General features: G+C 52.8%; 2 protein-coding genes. Both read left to right on the forward strand.

Features of this window, described 5'->3' with window-relative positions; translation table 11 throughout:
- Positions 1-183 (forward strand): hypothetical protein (locus ACTHTY_RS11375; RefSeq protein ID WP_440367718.1); only part of this gene is annotated, 183 nt, incomplete at its 5' end.
- Positions 102-627, forward strand: a 526-nt coding sequence (locus tag ACTHTY_RS11380; RefSeq protein ID WP_440367719.1) for a hypothetical protein, incomplete at its 3' end; no start/stop codon positions are given. The genes ACTHTY_RS11375 and ACTHTY_RS11380, both read left to right, overlap by 82 nt.

Raw genomic sequence — 627 nt, forward strand, 5'->3', positions numbered from 1 at the left:
TGTGGTTGTTTTGGGTTTGGGTTTGTGTTTTGTGTGGTGTGTTGTGTTTTTTTTGTTTGTGTGTTTTGGTGGTTTGTGTTTTGGTGGTTTTGGGTGGTTTTGTGTTGGTTGCATTGTTTGGGTTGCTGGTTTTTGGGTTGGTTGTTTGGGTGTTGTGTTTTGGGGGTGTGTTGGTGTTGGTGATTTTTGTGGTTTGTTTTTGTTGGTGGTGGTTGGGTGGGTTGTGGTTTGGGTTGTGGTTGTGTTTGTGTGGTGTTGGGTTGTTTTGTGGTGTGTTTTTGGTTGTGTTGTGTTTGGTTGTGGGGTTGGGGGGGTTGGGGTTGGTTTGGGGGGTGGGGGTGTGGTGTGTTGGGGGTTGTTTTGTGTGGGGTGGGTGTGGTTGTGGGGGGGGGGGTTTGGGGGGGGGGTGTGTGGGGTGGTGTGGGTGTTGGGGGTGTGGGGGTTGGGGTTTGTTTGTTGTTGGTGGTTGTTGGGTGGTTTGGGTTGTGTTGGGTTGGTGTTTTGGTGGGTGGGGGTTGGTGTTTGGGTTGTGGTTGGGGGTTTTTGTTGGTTGTGTGGGGGTGGGTTGGGTGTTGTGTGTGTTGGGTTGTTGTTGGGTGTGGGGGGGGGGGGTGGGGTGGTGGGGGT

It is taken from the genome of Neisseria sp. P0019.S002, from assembly GCF_051957155.1.
GTDB lineage: Bacteria > Pseudomonadota > Gammaproteobacteria > Burkholderiales > Neisseriaceae > Neisseria > Neisseria perflava.